The sequence below is a fragment of the Frigoribacterium sp. CF331 genome (assembly GCF_057787905.1).
Genome location: NZ_CM173545.1, coordinates 497439 through 517818 on the forward strand (window position 1 = coordinate 497439; position 20380 = coordinate 517818).

Sequence of the window (20380 nt, forward strand, 5' to 3'; positions counted from 1 at the left end):
GTCGGGGGTGTTCTCGACAGCATCGGCCGGATGACCTCAGGAGCACCTCATGACCACCAGCACCTCCGTCCTCACCTCCCCCGCCCCGCACGCGCACGCCCTCGCGGATGCGACGCGCCCCGCCCTGCGAACGACACGCGGCGGCCTGAGGCTCGTGCAGGTGCACGACGACCTCGCGCGCGTGACGCGTCCCGGCGGTGAGGTCGTCGGGTACGTCGAACGCTTCGACGACCCGCAGGGTGACCGCTACCGCGCGAAGCGCTTCCTTCCTCGACAGCGCAAGTTCGTCGAGATCGGCGAGTTCTGGAGCCGCGACGACGCCACCGACTGCTTCCGGTTCGCCTGAGCGCGACCGTCGAGGGGCCGGGCGCGCTCGCATGTCGCACCGCGGCAACCTTCGACCTCAGCTGTAGTGTTCGCCCCATGAACTGGTGGAACACCTTCGTCGACTGGCTCTCGTCCGACAACGGTCAGCGCGTCGTCACGGATGCGGCGGTCCCGTTCGTCGCCATCGTCGTCGCCGGCGTCGTCGCAGCCCTGATCGGTCGCGGGGCCACCCGACGCGTCCTCTCGGCGCACGACGACGCCGCCCGGGCGGCGGCCATCGCGGGGGCCGTCTCGGCAGCGCGCAAGGGTGCCGTGTACAGCTCCCTCGGCACCGAAGAACGGACGTACGTCGACCACCTCGGTCACGAGGCCGACGTCCGCCTGCGCCTGCTGCCGTCCACGGGGAGCACGCTCGCCGCGGACTGGGCGGCGCACGAACTCGCCGAGATCAAGCGCAACTCCGCGTCCTTCAGCTTCCAGGCCGACCGGTCGCTGGGTGAGATGACCGACCGCCTCGTCGAGTGGCAGCGCCGCCCCGGTCGGGCGAAGAAGCTGTTCCGCGACGACCTCGCCCGCTGGAAGTACGAAGAAGCCGACGTCGACCGTGAGGCCGCCGAGCGCCAGAAGGCCTGGGAGGCCGAGCACCGTGCCGCGGCGGCCGCCGACGTCCGACGCGGCAGCGGCTCCGAGGGCGGGCCCGACGCCGCGACCCCGCTCCGACCATCCGTCCTCGGCGACGCCCCGGCCCCGGCCCCGGGTGGCGATGCCCGGCGTGGGCCCCTGACGCCGCCTCTGGCCGGCCCGCCGCCCGTCTCGGCTCCCGAGGCACCGGCCGCCTCGGCTTCGGCGTCGGCGTCAGGTTCGGACGACGACGACACACGTGACGACCCGATGGACGACGAGCGCTACGAGCAGCCGGTCAGTGCCAGCCAGGTCCGGCGCAGGATCGCCCCCGACCGCGCAGACGACTGACCCCGTGACGACGACGCGCCCCCGACCTCGGTCGGGGGCGCGTCGTCGTGTCGGGCGGTGGATGAGGCCTGGTGCCCCCGGCAGGCTGCGCCATCGACACCACGAACCTGCGACCAAGAGATGAGAAGCACCGCGTGGATCATCGGGCGCCTGGTGCCCCCGGCAGGAATCGAACCTGCGACCAAGAGATGAGAAGCACCGCGTGGATCATCGGACGCCTGGTGCCCCCGGCAGGAATCGAACCTGCGACCAAGAGATGAGAAGCACCGCGAGATCTGGTGCCCCCGGCAGGAATCGAACCTGCGACCAAGAGATTAGAAGGCTCCTGCTCTATCCGCTGAGCTACGGGGGCGGACTCGCCCACGATACCGTGCCGAGTCGCGCGGCCCCGCAGCGGCCGAGCCCGGCTCGGCATCGCGTCTCGTGCACGTCGCCCGGACTAGTCGCGGTGCGGTGCACGAAACGCGGTGCGACACGGGGCGCCTGCCGGGTTCGGCGATGGCCCGTCACGTCGGGCCGACGATCAGACCGCCAGCGCCAGGGCCCCGAGCAGTCGGTCGAGCGTCGGAACGCCGGGTGAGCGGAAGACGACCTCACCGTCGTCGCGCGTCACCACGAGGGTCGGCGTGCTGCGGACGTCGCGCCGTTCGGCCTGCTCCGGCCGGGCGGCGACGTCGGCTTCGTCGACCACGAGTGACGGGACGAGCGCCCGGGCCTCGGCCACGACCGCTCGAGCCGCGTGGCAGGGGCCGCAGAAGGCGGACGTGTACAGCTCGAGCTTCATGTGGGGAACAACGAGGAGGCGCGGGGGAATCTTCCCCCGCGCCTCCTGCGGTCTCGTGCGTCGTCGCGGCCGAGGCCGCGGGCGTCAGTTGTCTCGGTCGTCGTTGCGGTCCTCGGGATCGTCGACCGGGTCGCTGTCCGCGGCGTCGAGCGAGTAGTGCACCTGCAGCTGCTCGCCGACCATCTTCGCTTCGGTGGCCGTGTAGACGATGCCCGTCTCCATGCCGTCGATCAGCACGAAGTCGGTGATCTGCTCGTCGTACGAGCCATCGGTGCTGATGCGGGTGTCGGTGGAGCCGTCGCTCGGACCGCCGTCGAAGAAGACGACGTACTCGGAACCCTCGGCCACGGTGGGCTTGCTGTCTGTCATGCCCACAGGTCTACCAGGAGGCGCGGAGTCGGCGTCCAGTCTTCTCACCGCCCTGCCGCCTCCGAGCGATTCCCCAAAAGTATAGCCAAGCTATATAGCTTGGCTATACACTGGTGCGATGACGTCCCAGCCGACAGACATCTTGGAATCCCTCCTGACGTCGACCCATCGCCTCACGCGGATCGCCGCGCAGGAGACCGGCCGCACCACCTCCCCCGCCGTCTGGCGCACGCTCTCGATCCTGACGACCGACGGCGACCTGCGCGTCGGCGACCTCGCCAGGGCCAGCCGCGTCTCGCAGCCCACCATGACGAAGCTCGTGCGCGGCCTCGCCGAGGACGAGCTGGTCAAGCGCATCGCCGACACCGACGACTCGCGCGCCTGGCTCATCGCCATCACCCCGAAGGGCACGGTCGCCCTCACCGAGTGGCGAGGTCAGCTCGCCGACTCGCTCGGCGACCTGTTCGCCGACCTCGACGACGACGACTGGGCCGTGCTCGACCGAGCCACCAGCCTGCTGGCCTCACGCTTCAGCAGCCGCACAGACGTCCGCGCCGACACCGAGGCGGTGTTCGCATGAGCGCCGCGACCCCGACCGCGCACGAGCCGGCACCCAGCATCCTCAAGCAGCCGACGGCCGTCTGGGCCATCGCCTTCGCCTGCGTCGTCGCCTTCATGGGCATCGGGCTCGTCGACCCGATCCTGCCGGCCATCGCCGAGTCGCTGCAGGCCAGCCCCACCCAGACCGAACTGCTCTTCACCAGCTACCTCGCGGTCACGGGCGTGGCCATGTTCTTCACCAGCTGGGTCTCGAGCCGACTCGGCGCCAAGCGCACCCTGCTGATCGGGCTCGCCCTGATCGTCGTCTTCGCCCTGTTCGCCGCCACCAGCGGCGACGTCTGGTCGATCATCGGCTTCCGAGCCGGGTGGGGCCTCGGCAACGCCCTCTTCATCTCGACCGCCCTCGCCACCATCGTGGGTGCCGCGTCCGGGGGGACCGCCTCGGCGATCATCCTCTACGAGGCCGCCCTGGGCCTCGGCATCGCCATCGGCCCCTTGATCGGCGGCCTGCTCGGGTCGGTCAGCTGGCGCGGACCGTTCTTCGGCGTCACGACCCTGATGGCGATCGCCTTCATCGCGATCGTGCTGTTCCTCAAGGGCGGCGCGACCGAGAAGGTCGCCCCGACCGATCTCTCGGCCCCGTTCCGCGCCCTGGGCCGCCCTGCCCTCGGCGCCCTCGCCGCGACCGCACTCTTCTACAACATCGGCTTCTTCGTCCTGCTCGCCTACACGCCCTACCCACTGGGCTTCGGTGCGCTCGGCATCGGGTTCACGTTCTTCGGCTGGGGCGTCGGACTCGCCGTCACGTCGGTGTGGGTCGCGCCCCTGCTGACCGCGCGCCTCCGGCGGACGACCGTGTTGCGGATCGCCCTGCCGCTCCTGGCACTCGACCTGGTCGCCGCGGCCGTGTTCGTGGGCACCCCGGCCGCCCTGGTGGTCTGTGTCGTCGTCGGCGGCCTCGTGCTCGGCGTGCTCAACACCGTGCTGACCGAGTCCGTCATGGAGGCCACCGACCTGCCCCGCTCGGTCGCGTCCAGCGCCTACTCGGGCGTGCGGTTCCTCGGCGGCGCCGTCGCCCCACCCGTCGCGACCCTGCTGGCCGACACCATCGCGCCGAGCGCCGCCTACGTGTTCGCCGCCGCCAGCGTCGCCGTCGCGTTCGTCGTCGTGGTCGCCGCCCGCGGAGCCCTCCGCCGCGTCGACGACGGCCCCGAACCGGCCCGCGTCGAGGCCGAGGCCATCGGAGCCGGCGAGGCCCTGTAGACCGGACGTCCGGCGCGTCCGCAGCCGCGCCTCCTGGTCCGAGCGTCGGACGAGCCCAGGAGGCGCGGCCGCGGACGGGCACCGGACTAGACTCGCCCAATGGCTACGAGCAACGACCGACTGGTCTGGATCGACTGCGAGATGACCGGGCTCGACCTCACGGTCGACGAACTCGTCGAAGTGGCCGTGGTCGTCACCGATTTCGACCTCACGCCCGTGCACCCGGGCTTCACCATCGTCATCAAGCCCGACCAGTCGGCACTCGACAACATGGGCGAGTTCGTCACCGAGATGCACCGCTCGTCAGGCCTCATCGACGAGATCCCCGACGGCGTCAGCCTTGCCGAGGCCGAGTTCGAGGTGCTCGAGTACATCCTCAAGTACGTGCCCACCGAACAGCACGCCCCCCTCGCCGGCAACACCATCGGCACCGACCGGGCCTTCCTCGCCAAGTACATGCCCCGCGTCGACGGCCACCTCCACTACCGCAGCGTCGACGTCTCGTCCATCAAGGAGCTCGCCCGCCGGTGGTTCCCCCGCGTGTACTTCAACGCCCCCCAGAAGCACGGCGGCCACCGCGCCCTCGCCGACATCCTCGAATCCATCCGCGAACTCGAGTACTACCGCCGCGCCGGCTTCGTCGCCGACCCCGGCCCCACCACCGAAGACGTCCAGGCGATCTCGAAGGCCGTCGTGGACGAATGGGCCCCCAGGCTGTAGTAGAGTCTTCTCGTTGCGATCGCCTCGGTGGTCACACATGGTGGGTATAGCTCAGCTGGTAGAGCGCCTGGTTGTGGTCTAGGAGGCCGCGGGTTCAAGCCCCGTTACTCACCCGAATGAAACGGCTCTGCCCTGCTGGGGCAGGGCCGTTTTCGGGTTCAGCGCCTTGTGGTCTCGGATGCGCGAGCGCATCCGAGACGTCGCGGGGGGAGACTTCGATGCGCTCGTCACGTTCGGGGCATCGCAGGGGACCCCCGGCGCTCGTCACGGTCGGGGCAATGTCCAGCGACAGGCCGCGTGGGCGTGCGAGAGTGAGGGAGTGGACCACTCCCCCGCGAACGACGACGACGCGCCCGCTGCCGACGCCGGACCGAAGGGCGTCGAGCCGGGCCTGGTGAGCGCCGAGGCGTTCGACGCCATGGTCGTCGACCAGCTCGACCTGCTGCCCGACGACATGGTCGACGGTCTCGACAACGTCGTCTTCGTCACCGAGGACCGACCGGAAGACGGTTCACTCGACCTGCTCGGCCTCTACGACGGCGTCGCCCTCACCGAACGCGGCCAGTACGGCTTCGGCGAACTGCCCGACCGCATCATCCTCTACCGCGAACCGCACCTCGCCGCCGTCGACGACCTCGACCAGCTGGCCGACGAGATCCACGTCACCCTCGTCCACGAGATCGCCCACTTCTACGGCCTCGACGACGACCAGCTGCACGAACTCGGCTGGGCCTGACCCACACCCGGGCGAATACGACGTGCCCCGGCGGCCCCGGACGACCGCACCCGCCGGACCGGACCGGGTTCGCGCCCTAGGCGTCGACCACCACGTCGGCCAGCGAGCGCGGCTCCTCGCTCGCCAGGTGCACCTCCTCCTGGTCGGACCAGACGCCCCACCACGGTTCGTACGTCGCCCCGTCGCGGGCGAGCGCCCGCGCCCGCCTCGACCCGGCGTCGAGCTCGAGCCACACGCGCACGTCAGCCAGAGCCGAGGAGGCGCGGGTCACCGCCCCGGCCCCCTCCACGATCAGCGAGACGGCCGGGTCGAGCGCCTCCCACCCGCCCGCACGCTCCGCGGTCCAGTCCCATCGCCGCCAGCCGGGGTCGACGGGCCGGAGCAGCGTCGTCTCGACCGTCCGTGACGCGGCGGCCAGACCGTGCCAGCCCGGGTAGACGTCGTCGAGGTGCACCAGACGCACGGGGCCCAGCCGGTCGGCGGGCCACGCGGCGGCCACCGCACGGCCGAGCGTGGTCTTGCCCGAACCCGAGCGACCGTCGATCAGCAGGACCACGCGGTGAGACCCGGCCCGCGCCTCCTCGGCCCGCCGCAGCAGGACGCCGACGGCGTCGTCGACGGCGACCCGCTCAGGCAAGGACGAACTCCCACGTCCCGGCGAGCACGGCCGCCGTGACGGCTGCCCCGGCGATGACGACGCCGAGGGCGACCAGCACGCCGTCGCGCAGACCGAAGGTCGAGGGGCGTGCCCACGTGCGCGGGGTGTCGGTGCCGAAGCCCTTGGCCTCCATGGCCGTCGCGAGCTTGCTGCCTCGTCGCACCGACAGCACGAGCAACGAGAAGGCCTGCTGCCCGAAGCGCCGCAGGGCGCCGACCGGGCCGCCCGAGTCGGCGACGCCCCGGGCACGGCGGGCCAGGGCGAGCTGCCGCCAGTCGTCCATGAACAGGCCCACCAGTCGCAGCCCGGCGAGCCCGCCGAGCACGAACCGCGCCGGCAGCCGCAGCACCTGGCCGAGACCGTCGGCGAGGTCGGTCGGATCGGTCGTCGCGAAGAGCACGATGCCCGGCACCCCCACGGCCAGGATGCGCAACCCGATCGCCCCGGCGAGGGCGAGCGAGCCCTCGGTCACCGTGACGAGCCCCCAGTCGACCACCGCCGCACCCCCGTCGCGACCGTAGAGCGCGATCGCGACCACCGACGTGGGGGCGGCGACCCAGAGCGGCGCGGTGCGGGCGAGCAACTGCCGGGCCGAGAGGCCCGCGAAGGGCAGCAGCAGGGCCTCGAGCAGCAGGGCCGTGCCCGCCGAGACCCAGTCGATCGAGAGCAGCAGGGCGACCGCGAGCACGACCGCGGCGAGCAGCTTGGCGACCGGGTTGACGCGCCCGACCACCCCGGTGGCGACGACGGGCGTCAGCACGCTCACCGGGGCGTCCCGGTGGCGTCGACGCGCCGGGCGTGGGCGCTCAGGTCGAGGACGTCGTCGGCGAGGGCGTCGACGAACTCGGCGTCGTGGGTGACGGCGACGACCGCGCGTCCCTCGTCGAGCAGCTCCGTGAGCAGGGCGACGAGTTCGCGCCAGGTGCGGGCGTCCTGCCCGAAGGTCGGCTCGTCGAGCACGAGCAGCGACGGGCGCGACGCGAGCACGGTCGCGACCGAGAGCCGGCGCTTCTCGCCGCCCGAGAGCGTGAACGGGTTGGCCCCGGCGAGGTGGTCGAGGCGCAGCCGGTCGAGGAGGTGGTCGACGCGCGAGGCGACCTCCGTCGGGGACCCGCCCAGCGCCTCCGGACCCACCGCCAGCTCGCGCCGGACGGTCGCCGTCAGGAACTGGTGCTCGGGGTCCTGGAAGACCGTGCCGACGCGGGTCAGCAGCTGTCGGGGCTTCCACCGGATCGGGGACGCACCGGCCCCGTCGGCGAACGACGGGGTGGCCTCGAGGGTGCCCGCGACGGGAGCGAGCAGCCCCGCGACGGTGAGGGCGAGCGTCGACTTGCCCGAGCCGTTCGTGCCGGTCACCGCGAGCGCGCGCCCCTCGGTGACGGTGAGGTCGATGCCCGCCGCGACCGCACGGCCCCCGGCGCCCCGGCGTCCCACCCCGAGACCGGACGCCGTCATCAGCCGGTCTCCGGTCGTGCGCGACCGGGCGGGCGCAGGAGGCGCGGCGCCCGGGACCCACACCCCCGCGTCGACGAGGCGGTCGCGTTCGGCCCTCAGCACGTCGTCGGGGCGGCCGTCGGCCAGCACTCCCCCGCCCGCGTCGAGCACGACCACCCGGTCGACGACGGGGAGCCACACCGAGACCCGGTGCTCCACGACGACCAGCGTCGCCTCGGTGGCGGCCACGACGCGGGCCACGGCGTCCCGCACCTCGACGACGCCCTCGGGGTCGAGGGCGGCGGTCGGTTCGTCGAGCAGCAGCAGTCCGGGCCGCATGGCGAGGGCACCGGCGAGGGCGAGGCGCTGCTTCTGTCCACCGCTCAGCTCGGAGGTCGCCGCCGACAGCGGCAGGTCGAGCCCGACGGCGTCGAGGGCGTGACCGACGCGGCGCCAGATCTCGTCGCGAGGAACGCCGAGGTTCTCGCAGCCGAACGCGACGTCGTCGCCCACTCGGGCGAGGACGACCTGCGAGTCGGGGTCCTGCAGGACGAGCCCGACCCGGCCCCGCTGGTCGGCGGGCTCGCGCCCGTCGACCAGCAGGTCGCCGGCCTCGTCGCCCTCGTCGTCGCCGCCGAGCACGCCGGCGAGCCCGGCGAGCAGCGTCGACTTGCCGGCACCGGAGGCACCGAGCAGCAGCACGCGTTCTCCGGGGGCGACGTCGAGGTCGAGCTGCGACACGGCGGGCCGGCGGCGGCCGGCGTGACGCCAGCCCCAGCCGCGGGCGGTGACGCGGGCGCCGCGGACGACGCCTCGCCCTCCGCCGGCGCCGGCCCGCCCCGGGGACACCGAGGACACGGGGAGGCGCGCCTAGACCCGGGCGTCCGCCGAGCGCCCCGAGGCGAACCGGGACAGCGCGCCGGTGCGGGCCAGGCCACGGGCGGCGAGCCACGAGAGCAGGCCGGCGATGACGGTGCCCGAGACGATCGAGGTCACGACGTAGATCGCCTTCGACCCGCTCGCGTAGGCGGCGGCCGAGGCGAAGCTGGTGTCCATCAGGCCGACGGCGAGGCCGGCGACGGCACCGGCGAGCAGCACCGTGCCGAGCCGCCACGACTTGTACAGGAAGACCGCGAGCACGATCTCGGCGCCGAGCCCCTGGACGATGCCCCAGATGAGCACCGAGAAGCCCCACTGCGTGCCGATGAGCATCGAGACGACGGCGGCGACCACCTCGGTGTAGACCGCGGCGCCGGGCTTGCGGATGACGATGCCGCCGAGAACGCCGGCGAAGAGCCAGCCGCCGTTGAGGACGCCCTCGAAGCCGCCCGAGAAGCTCAGGACGCTGTCGATGGGCGTGTAGGCGAGCCCCCAGGCCCAGAAGACGACGCCGGCGGCGACGCCGATGACGCTGGCGACGACGATGTCGACGACGCGCCAGCGTCGGGTGGGGGTGGTGCGGGGCTTCGGCGTGAAGCCGGTCGAACTGTCGCGAGCCGCCGTGGAACGGTTTTCGGGCGTGGACGTGGACATCTGTTCTTCTCCTCCCTGCGCTGGCATGACCCAGATCAGGTTCGACGGTCGAAGCGTGGTTCGCTTCCTCTCAGCCCGGCTCACCGGACTCCCGTGTGTCGTGGGGACGATCATAGCGCCGCCCCCGGGCGGGTCAGAGCCCGGCGGCCTTGCGGACGAGCGCGGCCACGGAGGCGCGGGTCGCGTCGTCGACGTCGGTCACCGCGTACGAGGTGGCCCAGATCGACCCGTCGTCGAGCCGGGCGGCGTCCTGGAAGCCGAGCGTCGAGTACCGCGTGCCGAACTTGGCGCCCGGCTGGAAGAACACGACGACCTTGCCGTCGCCGTTCGCGTACGACGGGAAGCCGTACCAGGTCTTGGGGGCGAGGTCCGGCGCGTGCTCGGCGACGACCTCGTGCACCATCTGCGCGATGGGCCGTTCGGCGTCGGTCATCGCCGCGATGGCGTCCACGGCGTCCTGGGCCTCGGCGGCCGACTTGTCGGCGGCCTTCTGACGCTTCGCCTCGGCCCGCAGCTCGGCCGCACGCTGCTTCATCGCGGCCTTCTCTTCCGTGCTGAACCCGGCGTCCGCCATGGTCGTGCCCTTCTCGTGCCTGCGTGATGTGGGTCGGCCCGGTCGGGTCGGCATGGGCCCCATGATGACAGGCAGGATGGTCGTCATGCACCTCCACACCACGACCACCGGCGACGGCGAGCGCCACGTCGCCCTCGTCCACGGGCTCGGTGCCGACGGGGCGACCTGGCGGCCGATCGTCGACCGGTTCGTCGCGACCGGGTCGTACACCGTCACCACCGTCGACCTGAGGGGCCACGGCGAGAGCGACCGGGCGTCGTCGTACCGGCTGGGCGACTTCGCCGACGACGTCGCCTCGGCCCTGCCCCGGGGTCTGCACGGCGTCGTCGGACACTCGCTGGGCGGGTCGGTGCTCGTCCGTGCCGTCGACCGGCTGCAGCCCCGCACCGCCGTCTACCTCGACCCCGGGTTCTCGCTGGCCCTGCCGACGACGGGGCTCGCCGGGCGGCTGTTCTGGGCCGCGCCGACCGTGACGATGGGCGTCGCGGCGCTCGCCCAGGCGCGGAAGGGCGCCCGGCTGCGCGCCGGGTACGACGACGCGACCCGCACCTCCCTGGACGACGCCCGTGCCCGGTTCGACTCGAGCATGGCGATCGGGGTGTTCCGCGACGTGGCGTTCCACCCGGTGGCGGCGACGGCGCCGGCCGTGCCGTCGGTCGTCGTGCTGTCGGACGACTCGCCCGCGGTCGTGCCGGAACGCCTCGTGTCCGACTACCAGAGGGTGGGGTGGCAGGTCCGCCGCCTGCCGGGCGTGCACCACGACATGCAGCTCGAGGCCCCGGACCGCACGTTCGCGATGCTCGCCGAGCTGCTCTGACGGACGGCGGCCGGCGGCCGGTCAGGCTCTCGGCAGGGCGCGTCCGTCGGCGTCCAGGTGGTCCCGCCACGACCGCGTCGCCGTCCAGCCGAGCAGCCGACGGGCCTTCGCCGTCGAGATGCCGGACGCGTCGACCCGGTCGAGCTGCCGGAGTGCGATGCGGTCGCCGTGGTGCTCGCGCAGGGTGGCGGCGAGGTCGTGGCCGCCCGCGTTGTCGGCCGCGGCGACGTAGAAGACCTCGTGACCGGGCAGGTCGCTCTCGGCGGCGAGCAGGAGGGCGTCGGCGAGGTCGTCGGCGTCGACGTAGCTGCCGAAGTTCGCACTGTCGGGGTCGGCTCGGCGCACCTGCGGCCCGAGGTTCGCCTCGTAGTTCGTCTCGTCGTGGACGGTGCTCGGGCGGATCGAGATCGCCCGCAGGTCGGAGCGCCGGACGGCGGCGTCCATCAGCTGCTCGCCGAAGGCCTTCGAGAGGGCGTAGGGGTCCTGCGGGTACAAGGGGTGCTCTTCGTCGACCGGGACGTAGTCGGGCAGGAAGGGCCGCTCGGGGAAGAAGTTGCCGACGATGCTCTCGCTCGACACGTTGACGAAGCGGGGAACGCCGAACCGGACGGCCGCCTCGACCAGGTTGAACGTCGACATGAGGTTGGTGTGGAAGACGACGTGCGCCGGGTTCGCGGTCGGCTGCGGGATGGCCGCGACGTGCACGACGGCGTCGGCACCCGCCACGACCGAGAAGGCGGTGCCGGCGTCGGTCAGGTCGCCCATCACGTAGCGGCCGGGTTCGTCGACGCCCGTGTCGAAGACGGGCCGAGCCAGGTCGACGCCGAGGACGTCGTGGCCGGCCTCGACGAACCGGCGGACGGCCGCGCGGCCGACCTTGCCGCGTGACCCCGTGATGACGACCTTCATGACGCGCTCCCTCGATCGAGGGATGCGCCGAGGGCCGGAGCATCCACGCCCGTGACGCTACGCCCCGAGGCCCCGAGGAGGCGCGCCCGCCTCGACCACCGGGCCACCCGAGCACGGAGGCCTGCCAAGATGCAGCATGACCGTCGTCCGGATCGTCCTGCTGTTCGCCGTCGCGGCCGTCGCCGAGATCGGCGGTGCCTGGCTGGTCTGGCAGGCCGTGCGCGAGAACCGGGGCTGGCTCTTCGCCCTGCTCGGCATCGTCTCGCTGGGCGCCTACGGTTTCGTCGCCGCGTTCCAACCCGACGCGAACTTCGGTCGGGTGCTCGCGGCCTACGGCGGGGTCTTCGTCGCGGGCTCGCTCTCCTGGGGCATCGTGGTCGACGGGTTCAAGCCGACGACGTGGGACTACGTCGGTTCGGCCGTGAGCCTGCTCGGAGCCGGCATCATCGTGCTGGCCCCGCTCCTGACGACCACGGCGGGCGAGGCCGAGGCCTGAGCGGGGACGACGCGCTCGGCCTCACGACGCGTGTCGGGCCGTCCAGTCGGCGAAGGGGGCCGTCGCGTCCTCGGCGTGCCCGTGCTCGGACCGCAGGGTGCGCTCGTCGATCGGCTTGGCGTACTCGTCGTAGAAGGTGCCCAGGGTCATGAGCCGGTTGCCGTCCTCGTAGTGCTCGCCCTCCTGCTCGCGCGACACCGCGTAGACGACGCGGTCCGGTTGCGCGTAGTACAGGGCGCCGAGGCACATCGGGCACGGGTAGGCGGTGACGTAGGCGTCGATGCCGCGGAGGTCGGTGATGCCCTGCTCGGCGGCGAGCCGGATCGCCAGGATCTCGGCGTGCGCCGTGGGGTCGCCGGTCTGCGCGACGTGGTTGGTCGCCTCGGCGACGATCTCGCCGTCGCGGACCAGCAGGCAGGCGAAGGGCTTGCCGCCCTCGTCGACGTTCTGCTGCGCACGCTGGACGGTCAGGGCGGTGAAGCTGTCGTCTCGTTCGGTCATGCCTCGACACTGCACCGTCGACCGCGCCCGGGCGCGGTCCGCGCATGACGGTGCGGTTTCCGGCCCGGGGGCACGGCGTCCGGCTCAGGCCAGGGTCACCTGCCCGTCGGCCTCGAGCCACTCGAGGCCCTCGACCACGGCCTGCACCGAGGTGTACCGCGGCGCGTAGCCGAGCAGGCGGCGCGCCTTGGCGATGCTCATCGAGTGGCTGCGCGACGCGTGCTGCCACGAGGCGTCGGCGTGCTCGGCGGTCGTCTGGTCTCGGAACTCGGCCCACGAGACGAACCGCAGCCGCGCCTCCTGGCCGTAGTGGCGGGCGATCGCCTCGGCGAGGCCGCGCAGCGTGATCGCGCGGTCGCTGACGACGTGGAACGCCTCGCCCGCGACCTGCGAGTGCCGCTCGGCGGCGAGCTGGAAGGCCTGCGCGACGTCGTCGGCGTGGACGTGGTGGACGGTCTCGAGGCCGAGGCCCGGCACGGCGACCTCGCCACCCGTGGCCAGGGCCTCCCACACCGCGAGGTCCAGGTTGCCGACGGCGTTGATCATCGGCCAGCCCGGGCCCGTGATGTGACCCGGGTGCAGCACGACGGAGCGCACCCCGCCCGGCCTCCGCGACTCGCGCAGCAGCAGTTCTTCGATCGCGGCCTTCTGCGTGCCGTACTCGCCGAACGGCGTGCGCTCGGCCTCTTCGGTGATCGGGACCTCGCGCGAGGGGCCGTGCACCCACACGGTGCCGCAGTGGACGAGCACGGTGCCCGTGCCCTGCAACGCGTCGACCATCTTGCGCGCGGACGAGACCGTGAAGCAGATCATGTCGATGACGACGTCGGCGCCGAGGCCGGCGATCTCGCGCGCGAACGTGCCGTCGGCGTCGCCCGCCTCGCGGTCGAGCAGGAGGCGCGTCACGCGTGACCACGCGGCGTGCGGTCGGTACGGCTCGGACGCGCCGCGGCTGACGGCGACCACCTCGTGGCCGGCCTCGACCAGTCGCGGGACGAGGAAGCCACCCACGTGGCCGGTGGACCCGATGACGACGATCTTCACGAGGCCGAGCCCGAGATCGTCGGGAGGGCGCGGCAGGGAGGCGGGGTGGCGGCTCGTCGAGCGGCAGCGGAGGACATGAGCCGACGCTACCCGGCCCACCCCCGACGGGCGTACCCCGTCCGGGGGTCACGAGGCGTCCCCCCAAGTGCCCACTGTGCCCGGGCCGAAGATTCTTCAGACTTCCTGTGAGGGGCACGGCGGCTCGTCGGATCACCGGGCACGGCCCGCGACGAGCCACCCGCTCCGCGCGTCCCACCCGGCACGCGCCACCCGACGAGGAGAACCATGACCTTCACCGATCCCCGCCCGCGCGGCACCCGCCGCCGCGCCGCGACCGTCTGTCTCGCGGCCGCCCTGACCCTGGGACTCGTCGCCGTGGGCTCCGGTGCCGCCGTCGCCGCGCCTCCCGGTGCCGGCCCGTCGGCTCCGGCCGCGCCCGGCCGACCGGGCCCCGCACTGCCCGTCGTCGAGGGACCGGTGATGAACTACGCCGTCAACGCGACCAAGGCGAACCCGGGCGCGACGAAGCAGGTCGAGCGCGCGGTCGCCGCGGCCGGTGGCAGCGTCATCGCCGCGTACGCCGACCTCGGCGTCGTCGTGGCCCAGTCGAGCAACGTGAACTTCGCGGCCTCGGTGCGCGGCGACAAGGCCGTCCTCTCGGCCGGAGCCACCCGCACCGCCGCGGTCGCCGAGACCGACCCGACCTACGGCGTGGGCACGACGGCCCCCGGCCCGGGCAAGCCCGTGAAGCCCGGCACCCCGGGCGGGCCCGGCACGCCCGGCGGCCCGGGACACCCCGGCGGACCGCGGGCCGCGACCTCGCCCGAGCAGCGGCTGGAGGAGACCACGACCGTCGTCGCCGACCCCCTCGAGGCCCAGCAGTGGGACCTCGCCGCGATCGGGGCCGACCGGGCGCACCAGGTCACCGACGGCAGCCGCGACGTGCTCGTCGCCGTCCTCGACTCGGGCATCCAGGGCGACCACCCCGACCTGCAGCCCAACATCGACGTCGCGGCCTCGGCGAGCTGCCTGACCGGGACCCCCGACTCGAGCTACGCCGCCTGGCAGCCCACCACGAGCGACCACGGCACCCACGTCGCCGGCACGATCGCCGCCGCCCGCAACGGCGTCGGCATCGTCGGCGTCGCCCCCGGCGTCACGATGTCGGCCGTCAAGGTCGTCAACGACGACGGCTTCATCTACCCCGAGGCCGCCATCTGCGGCTTCATGCAGGCCGCGGCGACCGGGGCCGACGTCACGAACAACAGCTACTACGTCGACCCGTGGCAGTTCTGGTGCGGTACGGACGTCGACCAGGCGGCCGTGCTGACCGCGGTCGACCGGGCCGTCCAGTTCACGCAGAAGAAGGGCATCGTCAACGTGGCGGCGGCCGGCAACTCGTCCATCGACCTCGCGAACAAGACCGTCGACACCGACAGCCCGAACGACACCACGCCGGTCACCCGGCCGATCGACTCGCGCTGCCTGGACATCCCGACCGAACTCGACGGCGTCGTCACCGTGTCGTCGACCACGTCGGCCGGGGCGAAGTCGAGCTTCTCGAACTACGGCGACGGCGTGATCGACGTCGCGGCCCCCGGCTCGGCGATCCTGTCGACCGTGACCGGTGGGGGCTACGGCACCAAGTCGGGCACCTCGATGGCCTCGCCGCACGTCGCCGGCGTGCTGGCCCTGCTGAAGTCCACCCACCCGCGCCTGAGCGGCGCCGCCCTCACCGGCCTGCTCGAGCGGCAGGCGACCGACACCCCGTGCCCGACCGGCACGACGACCTGCACGGGCTCGGCCGCGGACAACGGCTGGTTCGGCGAGGGGATCGTCGACGCCCTGGCGGCCGTCACGAAGTAGCGGGCACCGCCCACGACGGGGCGTCCGTCCGGCCCGAGCGGCCGGTCGGGCGCCCCGTCCTCGCGCGGACGGCGCGCCCGTTCGCCCCTAGGCTGAACGAGTCCCAATCGGAGGTTCGATGCACACCTGGCCCGGCAACCCCTACCCCCTCGGCGCGACCTACGACGGCAGCGGCACCAACTTCGCGATCTTCAGCGAAGCAGCCAGCAAGGTCGAGTTGTGCCTGTTCGACGACCACGGAACCGAGACGAGGGTCGAGTTCACCGAGGTCGACGCCTACGTCTGGCACGCCTACCTGCCCACCGTCCAGCCCGGCCAGCGGTACGGCTACCGGGTGCACGGCGACTACGACCCCGCGAACGGCGTCCGGGCCAACCCGAACAAGCTGCTGCTCGACCCCTACGCCAAGGCGACCTGCGGCGAGATCGACTGGGACGAGGCGCTGTTCGCCTACACCTTCGGCGACCCCGACTCGCGCAACGACAAGGACAGCGGCCCGCACATGATGCTGGGCGTCGTCATCAACCCGTTCTTCGACTGGCAGGGCGACCGCGCCCCCAAGTACAGCTACGACGAGACCGTCATCTACGAGGCCCACGTCAAGGGCCTCACCGAGACGCACCCCGACATCCCCGAAGAAGAGCGCGGCACCTACGCCGGCGTCGCGAACCCGGCGATCATCGAGCACCTCAAGAAGCTCGGCATCACCACGCTCGAGCTCATGCCGGTGCACCAGTTCGTGCAGGACAACACCCTGCTCGAGAAGGGCCTCAGCAACTACTGGGGCTACAACACCATCGGCTTCTTCGCCCCGCACGCCGCCTACTCGGCGACCGGCGACATCGGCCAGCAGGTGCAGGAGTTCAAGACGATGGTGCGCGTGCTGCACGAGGCCGGCATCGAGGTCATCATCGACGTCGTCTACAACCACACCGCCGAGGGCAACCACCTGGGGCCCACGCTGTCGTTCAAGGGCATCGACAACGCCGCGTACTACCGGCTGATGGACGGCGACCAGCAGCACTACATGGACTACACGGGCACCGGCAACAGCCTGAACGTGCGGCACCCGCACTCGTTGCAGCTGATCATGGACAGCCTGCGCTACTGGGTCACCGAGATGCACGTCGACGGGTTCCGCTTCGACCTCGCCGCCTCGCTCGCCCGCGAGTTCTACGAGGTCGACCGCCTCTCGACCTTCTTCGAACTCGTGCAGCAGGACCCGATCGTCTCGCAGGTCAAGCTGATCGCCGAGCCGTGGGACGTCGGGCCCGGCGGCTACCAGGTCGGCAACTTCCCGCCGCAGTGGACCGAGTGGAACGGCAAGTACCGCGACACCGTGCGCGACTTCTGGCGCGGCGAGCCCTCGACCCTCGGCGAGTTCGCCAGCCGCATCACGGGCTCGGCCGACCTGTACGAACGCGACGGGCGTCGCCCTGTGGCGAGCATCAACTTCGTCACGGCCCACGACGGCTTCACGATGCGCGACCTGGTCAGCTATAACGACAAGCGCAACGACGCCAACGGCGAGAACGGCAACGACGGCGAGAGCCACAACCGTTCGTGGAACTCCGGCGTCGAGGGCGAGACCGACGACGGCGAGATCCGTGCGCTGCGCGAACAGCGTCAGCGCAGCTTCCTGGCCACCCTGTTGCTCAGCCAGGGCGTCCCGATGCTGCTGCACGGCGACGAACTGGGCCGCACCCAGGGCGGCAACAACAACACCTACGCGCAGGACAACTCGATCAGCTGGATCGACTGGCCGAACGCCGACCGCGAACTGATCGAGTTCGTCGCCGAGGTCATCAAGCTGCGCCACGACCACCCGACCTTCCGTCGTCAGCGCTACTTCAACGGCCGACCCGTCACGCGGGGAGAAGGCGAGCCCCTGCCCGACATCGTGTGGTTGACCACCGAGGGCGACGCCATGCACGAGGGCGAGTGGAACGAGTCGTACGCCAAGGCGATCGGCATGTTCTTGAACGGCAACGGCATCCGGGGGCGCGACGCCCGTGGCGGCCGGATCACCGACGTCAATTTCGTGCTCTACTTCAACGCCAGCGCCGAGACGGTCACGTTCGTCCTGCCGCCCGACGAGTACGCCCAGGGCTGGGAGGTCGTCGTCGACAGCACCGTGACCGCTCCCCCGCCGCCGGCGAACGCCGCCCCCCGCACCCCGACGGCCACCCGGGCCGCCACCACCCCCCAACCGCCCTCGACACCGCAGGCCCCCGCGGCCCTGCGGGCCGGTGACCGACTCCCCGTGGTGGGTCGCTCGCTCGTCGTCCTGCGTGCCACGGCCGAGGAAGAACTGTGACCCGACACGAACCGACCATGCACCCGCGCTCGACGTACCGCCTGCAGGTGCGCGCCTCCTTCGACCTGGAGGCCGCCGCCGAGCTGGTGCCGTACCTGCACGACCTCGGCGCGGACTGGGTCTACCTCTCGCCGATCCTCGCCGCCGAGCCGGGCAGCGACCACGGCTACGACGTCGTCGACCACAGCCTGGTCGACCCCGAGCGCGGCGGCGCCGAGGGGCTCGACGAGCTGTCGACCCGGGCCCACGCCGCGGGACTCGGCGTGCTGGTCGACATCGTCCCGAACCACGTCGGCGTCGCCACGCCGAAGGCGAGCGTCTGGTGGTGGGACCTGCTGACCCACGGTCGCGAGTCGCAGTACGCCGACGCGTTCGACGTGGACTGGGCGGCCGGCGGCGGCAAGGTGCTGCTGCCCGTGCTCGGCGAGCCCGCCGCGGCCGACGGCTCGATCGAGGGCCTGAGCGTCGACGGCGACGAACTGCACTACTACGACAACGTCTACCCGATCGCCCCGGGCACGAGCGCGCCCGGCGACGACGCGACCGCGGTGCACGCGCGACAGGCCTACGAGCTCGTGCACTGGAAGCGCGCCGACACCGACCTGAACTACCGCCGCTTCTTTGCCGTCAACACGCTCGCGGGCATCCGCGTCGAAGACGAGCGGGTCTTCGACGAGTCGCACGCCGAGATCGGCCGCTGGTTCGCCGAGGGGCTCGTCGACGGCCTGCGCGTCGACCACCCGGACGGACTCGCCGACCCGAAGGGCTACCTCGACCGGCTCGCGACCCTCACGGGTGACGCCCACGTCCTCGTCGAGAAGATCCTCGAGGGCGACGAGCGCCTCCCGGAGGACTGGGCGACCGCCGGCACCACGGGCTACGACGCCCTCGCCGACCTCGACCGCCTCTTCGTCGACCCCCACGGGGCGCCGGCCCTCGACGCCCTCGACGCCCGCCTCCGTCGGGCACGCGGCGTCGACGCCGACGAGCAGGCCGCAGGGGCCGACGAGACCACCGGCGACGAGCCCGCCGACTGGCACGAGATGATCCTCGGCACGAAGCGCGGCATCGCGGACGGCATCCTCGGCAGCGAGATCAACCGCCTCGCCCGCCTGGTCGCGGGCGGCGGCACCGTCGACCCCGCCGTGGTCGACGCCCTGGCCGAACTCGCCGCGGCGTTCCCGGTGTACCGCAGCTACCTGCCGCAGGGTGCCGCCTGGCTCACCGAGGCCGCCGAGGTCGCGATGTCGCACCGGCCCGAGCTGACCGACGCGATCGACGAGGTCGTCGCCGTGCTGCGGGACGAGACGCACCCGGCGTCCGTGCGGTTCCAGCAGACGAGCGGCATGGTGATGGCGAAGGGCGTCGAGGACACGGCCTTCTACCGCTACAGCCGTCTCGCGACGCTGACCGAGGTCGGAGCCGACCCGAGCGAGTTCGCCCTCACCCCCGACGAGTTCCACGCCCGTCAGCAGGTGCGCCTGGCCGAGCGCCCGTTCGGCATGACCACCCTGTCGACCCACGACACCAAGCGCAGCGCGGACGTCCGGGCGCGCATCTCGGTGCTGGCCGAGGTGGCCACCGAATGGGCCGCGACCCTCGAACGCCTGCGCGAACTCGCCCCGGTCGGCGACGGCCCGTTCGAGAACATCCTCTGGCAGACGATCGTCGGCTCGTGGCCGACGTCTCGCGAACGCCTGCACGACTACGCCGAGAAGGCGTCCCGTGAGGCGAGCACGTCCACCACGTGGACCGACCGCACCGACGAGGCCGAGGCCTTCGAGGAGCGCATGCACGCGGCGGTCGACGCGGCCTTCGACGACGACGAGGTGCGCCACGAGGTCGAGCGCATCGTCGACGTCCTGCGCGCCCCGGGCTACAGCAACTCGCTCGGCGTCGCGTTGATGCAGCTGACCGGGCCGGGCAGCCCCGACGTCTACCAGGGCGGCGAGCTGTGGGACTTCTCGCTCGTCGACCCCGACAACCGACGCGAGGTCGACTTCGGACTGCGCCGGCGCCTCCTGGACGAGGTCCGTGGCGGCGCGACGCCCGCGGTCGACGACACCGGTGCGGCCAAGCTCGTCGTCACGCACCACGCGCTGACGCTGCGCCGCGACCGTCCCGACCTCTTCACGCGGTACGCCGCGCTGCCGGTGTTCGGCGAGCAGGCCGCGTCGGCGGTCGCCGTCGACCGTGGCGGCGCGCTCGCGATCGCGACCCGCCTGCCCGTCGCCCTCGAGCAGGCCGGCGGCTGGGACGACACCGTCGTGCTGACCGCGGGAGGCGCGTACCGCGACGTCTTCACCGGCCGACGGCACGAGGGCGGTCGCCTCCGCCTGGCCGACGTGCTCGAGACGTACCCCGTCGCCCTGCTGATCCCCGCAGAGGACTGACCCCGCCGGGTCGCTCCGCGTCGCGCCCGACTAGCGTCGGCCCCAGTCGAGCGATCACCGTGCCGCCCACGTCCCGACGTGGGCGGCACGTCGTGGCTCCTCGCCC

At 72.4% G+C, this 20380-nt stretch carries 21 protein-coding genes, 2 tRNA genes and 1 riboswitch; of the genes, 12 read left to right on the forward strand and 11 right to left on the reverse strand.

Annotated features, from left to right (window positions below; translation table 11 throughout):
- The first annotated feature begins 49 nt into the window (after positions 1–49).
- Positions 50–346 carry a hypothetical protein gene (locus tag AC3CCI_RS02270; RefSeq protein ID WP_354593435.1) on the forward strand — a complete coding sequence of 99 codons (297 nt, stop codon included), beginning with the start codon at positions 50–52 and terminating at the stop codon, positions 344–346.
- Positions 347–423: 77 nt separating this feature from the next.
- Positions 424–1299 carry a hypothetical protein gene (locus AC3CCI_RS02275; protein WP_488627978.1) on the forward strand — a complete coding sequence of 292 codons (876 nt, stop codon included), beginning with the start codon at positions 424–426 and terminating at the stop codon, positions 1297–1299.
- Positions 1300–1575: 276 nt separating this feature from the next.
- Here the strand turns inward: AC3CCI_RS02275 and AC3CCI_RS02280 are convergent.
- From AC3CCI_RS02280 to AC3CCI_RS02290, 3 genes are all read right to left on the reverse strand, one after another.
- Positions 1576–1651, reverse strand: a tRNA-Arg gene (locus AC3CCI_RS02280).
- Between the two features lie 171 nt (positions 1652–1822).
- The gene (locus AC3CCI_RS02285) at positions 1823–2083 is read right to left on the reverse strand and encodes a thioredoxin domain-containing protein (RefSeq protein ID WP_354593437.1); all 261 of its coding nucleotides are present in this window, start codon (positions 2081–2083) and stop codon (positions 1823–1825) included.
- Positions 2084–2167: 84 nt separating this feature from the next.
- The gene (locus AC3CCI_RS02290; RefSeq protein WP_354593438.1) at positions 2168–2452 is read right to left on the reverse strand and encodes an oligoribonuclease; all 285 of its coding nucleotides are present in this window, start codon (positions 2450–2452) and stop codon (positions 2168–2170) included.
- Positions 2453–2570: 118 nt separating this feature from the next.
- Here AC3CCI_RS02290 and AC3CCI_RS02295 point away from each other — a divergent pair, with 118 nt between their 5' ends.
- From AC3CCI_RS02295 to AC3CCI_RS02315, 5 genes are all read left to right on the forward strand, one after another.
- Positions 2571–3032 carry a MarR family winged helix-turn-helix transcriptional regulator gene (locus AC3CCI_RS02295; protein ID WP_488627979.1) on the forward strand — a complete coding sequence of 154 codons (462 nt, stop codon included), beginning with the start codon at positions 2571–2573 and terminating at the stop codon, positions 3030–3032.
- On the forward strand, positions 3029–4276 hold the full coding sequence (locus AC3CCI_RS02300) for an MFS transporter (RefSeq protein WP_354593440.1): 1248 nt from the start codon (positions 3029–3031) through the stop codon (positions 4274–4276). Before AC3CCI_RS02295 ends, AC3CCI_RS02300 begins: the two co-directional genes overlap by 4 nt.
- Positions 4277–4375: 99 nt before the next feature.
- Positions 4376–4996: an oligoribonuclease gene (gene orn, locus AC3CCI_RS02305; RefSeq protein ID WP_488627980.1), complete on the forward strand. Its 621-nt coding sequence runs from the start codon at positions 4376–4378 to the stop codon at positions 4994–4996.
- 40 nt (positions 4997–5036) lie between these two features.
- Positions 5037–5109: transfer RNA gene (locus AC3CCI_RS02310), tRNA-His, on the forward strand.
- 305 nt (positions 5110–5414) lie between these two features.
- Complete coding sequence (locus AC3CCI_RS02315) at positions 5415–5732, forward strand: metallopeptidase family protein (RefSeq protein WP_354593811.1); 318 nt, start codon at positions 5415–5417, stop codon at positions 5730–5732.
- Positions 5733–5808: 76 nt separating this feature from the next.
- Here AC3CCI_RS02315 and AC3CCI_RS02320 read toward each other — a convergent pair whose 3' ends face one another.
- The 5 genes from AC3CCI_RS02320 to AC3CCI_RS02340 form a co-directional block, all read right to left on the reverse strand.
- Positions 5809–6369 carry a nucleoside/nucleotide kinase family protein gene (locus AC3CCI_RS02320; RefSeq protein WP_488627981.1) on the reverse strand — a complete coding sequence of 187 codons (561 nt, stop codon included), beginning with the start codon at positions 6367–6369 and terminating at the stop codon, positions 5809–5811.
- The gene (locus AC3CCI_RS02325) at positions 6362–7156 is read right to left on the reverse strand and encodes an energy-coupling factor transporter transmembrane component T family protein (RefSeq protein WP_488627982.1); all 795 of its coding nucleotides are present in this window, start codon (positions 7154–7156) and stop codon (positions 6362–6364) included. Before AC3CCI_RS02325 ends, AC3CCI_RS02320 begins: the two co-directional genes overlap by 8 nt.
- Positions 7153–8673 carry an ABC transporter ATP-binding protein gene (locus tag AC3CCI_RS02330; protein ID WP_488628647.1) on the reverse strand — a complete coding sequence of 507 codons (1521 nt, stop codon included), beginning with the start codon at positions 8671–8673 and terminating at the stop codon, positions 7153–7155. Before AC3CCI_RS02330 ends, AC3CCI_RS02325 begins: the two co-directional genes overlap by 4 nt.
- A gap of 21 nt (positions 8674–8694) precedes the next feature.
- Positions 8695–9357, reverse strand: coding sequence for an ECF transporter S component (locus tag AC3CCI_RS02335; RefSeq protein ID WP_488627983.1), 663 nt, complete (start codon positions 9355–9357; stop codon positions 8695–8697).
- Positions 9353–9461, reverse strand: a riboswitch (TPP riboswitch). (Overlaps the previous gene by 5 nt.)
- A gap of 29 nt (positions 9462–9490) precedes the next feature.
- Entirely contained in the window at positions 9491–9931 is a 441-nt protein-coding gene (locus AC3CCI_RS02340; RefSeq protein ID WP_488628648.1) for a hypothetical protein, read from the reverse strand.
- Positions 9932–10016: 85 nt separating this feature from the next.
- Between AC3CCI_RS02340 and AC3CCI_RS02345 the strand changes: the two genes are divergently transcribed.
- Positions 10017–10748, forward strand: coding sequence for an alpha/beta fold hydrolase (locus AC3CCI_RS02345; RefSeq protein ID WP_488627984.1), 732 nt, complete (start codon positions 10017–10019; stop codon positions 10746–10748).
- A gap of 21 nt (positions 10749–10769) precedes the next feature.
- Here AC3CCI_RS02345 and AC3CCI_RS02350 read toward each other — a convergent pair whose 3' ends face one another.
- Positions 10770–11657 carry an NAD-dependent epimerase/dehydratase family protein gene (locus AC3CCI_RS02350; RefSeq protein ID WP_354593446.1) on the reverse strand — a complete coding sequence of 296 codons (888 nt, stop codon included), beginning with the start codon at positions 11655–11657 and terminating at the stop codon, positions 10770–10772.
- A gap of 136 nt (positions 11658–11793) precedes the next feature.
- Between AC3CCI_RS02350 and AC3CCI_RS02355 the strand changes: the two genes are divergently transcribed.
- Positions 11794–12153: a YnfA family protein gene (locus tag AC3CCI_RS02355; protein ID WP_488627985.1), complete on the forward strand. Its 360-nt coding sequence runs from the start codon at positions 11794–11796 to the stop codon at positions 12151–12153.
- 21 nt (positions 12154–12174) lie between these two features.
- Here the strand turns inward: AC3CCI_RS02355 and AC3CCI_RS02360 are convergent, their stop codons facing one another.
- Positions 12175–12654 (reverse strand): nucleoside deaminase, encoded by a 480-nt coding sequence (locus AC3CCI_RS02360; RefSeq protein ID WP_488627986.1) that lies wholly within the window; start codon positions 12652–12654, stop codon positions 12175–12177.
- Between the two features lie 84 nt (positions 12655–12738).
- The gene (locus AC3CCI_RS02365; RefSeq protein ID WP_488627987.1) at positions 12739–13698 is read right to left on the reverse strand and encodes an NAD-dependent epimerase/dehydratase family protein; all 960 of its coding nucleotides are present in this window, start codon (positions 13696–13698) and stop codon (positions 12739–12741) included.
- A gap of 285 nt (positions 13699–13983) precedes the next feature.
- On the opposite strand from AC3CCI_RS02365, the gene AC3CCI_RS02370 reads away from it, so the two are divergent.
- From AC3CCI_RS02370 to treY, 3 genes are all read left to right on the forward strand, one after another.
- Positions 13984–15564 (forward strand): S8 family serine peptidase, encoded by a 1581-nt coding sequence (locus AC3CCI_RS02370; RefSeq protein WP_488627988.1) that lies wholly within the window; start codon positions 13984–13986, stop codon positions 15562–15564.
- 118 nt (positions 15565–15682) lie between these two features.
- The gene (gene glgX, locus AC3CCI_RS02375) at positions 15683–17881 is read left to right on the forward strand and encodes a glycogen debranching protein GlgX (protein ID WP_354593451.1); all 2199 of its coding nucleotides are present in this window, start codon (positions 15683–15685) and stop codon (positions 17879–17881) included.
- A gap of 17 nt (positions 17882–17898) precedes the next feature.
- Positions 17899–20274, forward strand: coding sequence for a malto-oligosyltrehalose synthase (treY, locus tag AC3CCI_RS02380; protein WP_488628649.1), 2376 nt, complete (start codon positions 17899–17901; stop codon positions 20272–20274).
- Positions 20275–20380 lie beyond the last annotated feature (106 nt).

Bases quoted from the DNA above. Each gene is read 5' to 3' on its own strand.
- AC3CCI_RS02285 (WP_354593437.1), bottom strand. From the start codon at position 2,083: ATGAAGCTCGAGCTGTACACGTCCGCCTTCTGCGGCCCCTGCCACGCG.
- orn (WP_488627980.1), top strand. From the start codon at position 4,376: ATGGCTACGAGCAACGACCGACTGGTCTGGATCGACTGCGAGATGACC.
- AC3CCI_RS02270 (WP_354593435.1), top strand. From the start codon at position 50: ATGACCACCAGCACCTCCGTCCTCACCTCCCCCGCCCCGCACGCGCAC.
- AC3CCI_RS02355 (WP_488627985.1), top strand. From the start codon at position 11,794: ATGACCGTCGTCCGGATCGTCCTGCTGTTCGCCGTCGCGGCCGTCGCC.
- AC3CCI_RS02290 (WP_354593438.1), bottom strand. From the start codon at position 2,452: ATGACAGACAGCAAGCCCACCGTGGCCGAGGGTTCCGAGTACGTCGTC.
- AC3CCI_RS02335 (WP_488627983.1), bottom strand. From the start codon at position 9,357: ATGTCCACGTCCACGCCCGAAAACCGTTCCACGGCGGCTCGCGACAGT.
- AC3CCI_RS02275 (WP_488627978.1), top strand. From the start codon at position 424: ATGAACTGGTGGAACACCTTCGTCGACTGGCTCTCGTCCGACAACGGT.
- AC3CCI_RS02350 (WP_354593446.1), bottom strand. From the start codon at position 11,657: ATGAAGGTCGTCATCACGGGGTCACGCGGCAAGGTCGGCCGCGCGGCC.
- AC3CCI_RS02295 (WP_488627979.1), top strand. From the start codon at position 2,571: ATGACGTCCCAGCCGACAGACATCTTGGAATCCCTCCTGACGTCGACC.
- AC3CCI_RS02370 (WP_488627988.1), top strand. From the start codon at position 13,984: ATGACCTTCACCGATCCCCGCCCGCGCGGCACCCGCCGCCGCGCCGCG.
- AC3CCI_RS02300 (WP_354593440.1), top strand. From the start codon at position 3,029: ATGAGCGCCGCGACCCCGACCGCGCACGAGCCGGCACCCAGCATCCTC.
- AC3CCI_RS02345 (WP_488627984.1), top strand. From the start codon at position 10,017: ATGCACCTCCACACCACGACCACCGGCGACGGCGAGCGCCACGTCGCC.
- glgX (WP_354593451.1), top strand. From the start codon at position 15,683: ATGCACACCTGGCCCGGCAACCCCTACCCCCTCGGCGCGACCTACGAC.
- AC3CCI_RS02340 (WP_488628648.1), bottom strand. From the start codon at position 9,931: ATGGCGGACGCCGGGTTCAGCACGGAAGAGAAGGCCGCGATGAAGCAG.
- treY (WP_488628649.1), top strand. From the start codon at position 17,899: ATGCACCCGCGCTCGACGTACCGCCTGCAGGTGCGCGCCTCCTTCGAC.
- AC3CCI_RS02315 (WP_354593811.1), top strand. From the start codon at position 5,415: ATGGTCGTCGACCAGCTCGACCTGCTGCCCGACGACATGGTCGACGGT.
- AC3CCI_RS02360 (WP_488627986.1), bottom strand. From the start codon at position 12,654: ATGACCGAACGAGACGACAGCTTCACCGCCCTGACCGTCCAGCGTGCG.